The following is a 3,409-nucleotide window of genomic DNA, read 5'->3' as shown; positions in this document are numbered from 1 at the left end:
GGATGCGGGGACAGGATTTGAACCTGTGACCTTCAGGTTATGAGCCTGACGAGCTACCGGGCTGCTCCACCCCGCGGGGGTGTGGGTGTTGGGGGTGGTGGGGTGGCCTGGCGCTGACCGACTCTCCCGTGCCTTGAGGCACAGTACCATGGGCGCTGGAGTGTTTCACGGCCGAGTTCGGGATGGGATCGGGTGTATCAACTCCGCAATCGGCACCAGGCCACCGCACCACTCCCGTGTGTTGGGAGGCAGGTGAGGTGGGGAATGGCTGGTGGTGTGGGGCGTGTGTGGGCTTTGGTGCTGCGCGCGGTGTGCCGGACCGATGGTCCGTCACCGTGCTGGTTTGATGGATGAGCCTGTCGGGCGATTAGGACCGCTCGGCTGAGCCAGTTACCTGGCGTACACCTGCGGCCTATCAACGTGATGGTCTTTCACGGCCCTCGGGGAGACCTGGTTTTGAGGTGGGTTTCCCGCTTAGATGCCTTCAGCGGTTATCCCGTCCGCACTTGGCTACCCAGCTGTGCCACTGGCGTGACAACTGGTGCACCAGAGGTGCGTCCATCCCGGTCCTCTCGTACTAGGGACAGATCCTCTCAAGTCTCCAACACCCACAGCAGATAGGGACCGAACTGTCTCACGACGTTCTAAACCCAGCTCACGTACCGCTTTAATCGGCGAACAGCCGAACCCTTGGGACCTGCTCCAGCCCCGGGATGCGATGAGCCGACATCGAGGTGCCAAACCTCCCCGTCGATGTGGACTCTTGGGGGAGATCAGCCTGTTATCCCTAGAGTACCTTTTATCCGTTGAGCGATGGCCCGTCCACGAGGGACCACCGGATCACTAAGGCCGACTTTCGTCTCTGTTCGCGCTGTCACGCTCACAGTCAGGCGGGCTTATGCCTTTGCACTCAACAGCCGATGTCCGACCGGCTTGAGCCCACCATCGCGCGCCTCCGTTACGATTTAGGAGGCGACCGCCCCAGTCAAACTGCCCACCACGCAGGGTCCCGGCCCGGGATCACCAGGCTCGGTTAGACGCCAAAAAAGCGCAGGGTGGTATTTCAAGGTTGGCTCCACCAGAGCTGGCGCCCCGGCTTCAAAGCCTCCCACCTATCCTACACAGCCCTTTTCTGGCGCCACTGCGAAGTTGCAGTAAAGGTTCATAGGGTCTTTCCGTCTAACTGCGGGTACCCCGCATCTTCACGGGGAATTCAATTTCGCTGAGCCCATGCCGGAGACAGTGGGGAGGTCGTTACGCCATTCGTGCAGGTCGGAACTTACCCGACAAGGAATTTCGCTACCTTAGGACCGTTATAGTTACGGCCGCCGTTTACCGGGGCTTCAATTCGGTGCTTGCACACCTCCTTTTAACCTTCCGGCACCGGGCAGGCGTCAGACCCTATACGTCATCTCTCGATTTCGCAGAGCCCTGTGTTTTTACTAAACAGTCGCCACCCCCTGCTTTGTGCCACCCCAACCTGCTTGCGCAAGCCAGGGTCTCGCTTATCCCGAAGTTACGCGAGCAATTTGCCTAGTTCCTTCGACATGGTTCTCTCAAGCGCCTCGGTATTCTCTACCAGTCCACCTGTGTCGGTTTCGGGTACGGTCCAATGCCAGAGCTGTTTCCCGGATCCATCCAACTGCCCGATCAATCCAATAAGACCGAACAGAACTTCAGAACCGTCACTTCTGGCGGGCCCAGGACTATTCACCTGGTTCCCATCGGCTACGGCTGTCGCCCTCGCCTTAGGGGCCGGCTCACCCTGCGCGGATTAACCTTGCGCAGGAACCCTTGGACTTTCGGCGAGAGGGTTTCTCACCCTCTTTGTCGCTACTCATGTCCGCATTCGCACTTCCCATACCTCCAGCACACCTCACGATGCACCTTCGCAGGCCTAGGGAACGCTCCGCTACCACGCACTTTCGTGCATCCACAGCTTCGGTAGATGGCTTGAGCCCCGTTACATTTTCGCCGCAGGACAGCTACTAGACCAGTGAGCTATTACGCTTTCTTTAAAGGATGGCTGCTTCTAAGCCAACCTCCTGGTTGTTTTGGCCGTCCCACATGCTTTCCCACTTAGCCATCATTTGGGGACCTTAGCTGGTGGTCTGGGCTGTTTCCCTCTCGACAATGGACCTTAGCACCCACTGTCTGTCTGCCACGCTGCACTCATCGGCATTCGGAGTTCGGTAGGGTTTGGTAGGGCTTTGGGCCCCCCTAGCCCTTCCGGTGCTCTACCTCCGATGGTGACCACATGACGATCTACCTCAATAGATTTCGCGGAGAACCAGCTATTTCCGAGTTTGATTGGCCTTTCACCCCTAGCCACAGCTCATCCCCGACTTTTTCAACAGGCGTGGGTTCGGCCCTCCAGTGGGTGTTACCCCACCTTCAGCCTGGCCATGGCTAGATCACTCGGTTTCGGGTCTCATGCCGGCAACTGAACGCCCTGTTCAGACTCGCTTTCGCTGCGCCTCCACCTATCGGCTTAAGCTTGCTGCCAACACGAACTCGCGGACCCATTATACAAAAGGTACGCCGTCACCCCTCAAGGAGGCTCCGACTGCTTGTAGGCGTCCGGTTTCAGGTCTCTTTCACTCCCCTCGTCGGGGTGCTTTTCACCTTTCCCTCACGGTACTTGTGCACTATCGGTCGCCAAGGAGTATTTAGGCTTGGAGGGTGGTCCCCCCATGTTCAGACAAGGTTTCACGTGCCCCGCCCTACTCGATCAACCACGCATCCCATACGCCTACGGGGCTATCACCCACTATGGCCCGACTTTCCAGACGGCTCAGCTTAGGATACGTAGTCAAATGGCCTAATCCGCTTTCGCTCGCCACTACTCGCGGAATCTCTGTTGATGTCTTTTCCTCCAGGTACTGAGATGTTTCAGTTCCCCGGGTTCGCCTCCCACCCCTATGTATTCAGGATGGGATCTCCTTGCGGAGGGGTTTCCCCATTCGGACATCCGCGGATCAACGATCGCTCGCATCTCCCCGCGGCTTTTCGCAGCGTGCCACGTCCTTCATCGCCTCTTGGCGCCAAGGCATCCACCGAACGCCCTTATCGCGCTCATCCACCACCAGCACCCGCACGCAGGACCAAGGCCCACAACGCACAAGAGCCAATGGCAAACAATGCCCAGCTCTACTCACACACTCACACACTCACACAACCAACCATTCCGATTCACCTGTCAAACAACACGCCCCCAGCCCGCACAGGCCATCACAGCCCATGCCGCGCCAGCGGCAAACCCATCGTGCAGCAAGGCTGCCCGGACACGCCGGAGAAGCCCCCAAAGGCCCCTCACCACGGCGCGCCACCAAACCCTGGAGACGGTCGGATTCGAACCGACGACCCCCTGCTTGCAAAGCAGGTGCTCTCCCACTGAGCTACGCCCCCA

At 58.8% G+C, this 3,409-nt stretch carries 2 tRNA genes and 2 rRNA genes; all 4 read right to left on the bottom strand.

What is annotated here, in order from left to right:
- Positions 1-2: 2 nt before the first annotated feature.
- The 4 genes from ACI6QG_RS19375 to ACI6QG_RS19360 all read right to left on the bottom strand — a co-directional run bounded on the left by ACI6QG_RS19375 (position 3) and on the right by ACI6QG_RS19360 (position 3,408).
- A tRNA-Met gene (locus ACI6QG_RS19375) sits at positions 3-76 on the bottom strand.
- Between the two features lie 29 nt (positions 77-105).
- Positions 106-220, bottom strand: a 5S ribosomal RNA gene (gene rrf / locus ACI6QG_RS19370).
- 126 nt (positions 221-346) lie between these two features.
- Positions 347-3,081, bottom strand: a 23S ribosomal RNA gene (locus tag ACI6QG_RS19365).
- Positions 3,082-3,336: 255 nt separating this feature from the next.
- Positions 3,337-3,408 (bottom strand) — tRNA-Ala (locus ACI6QG_RS19360).
- Between the last annotated feature and the right edge of the window lies 1 nt (position 3,409).

This window comes from Sabulicella flocculans (genome assembly GCF_045449635.1).
Classification (GTDB): Bacteria; Pseudomonadota; Alphaproteobacteria; order Acetobacterales; family Acetobacteraceae; genus Roseococcus.
Note: the sequence above shows the minus strand (reverse complement) of the source record. Positions and strands in the feature narration are given on the sequence as shown.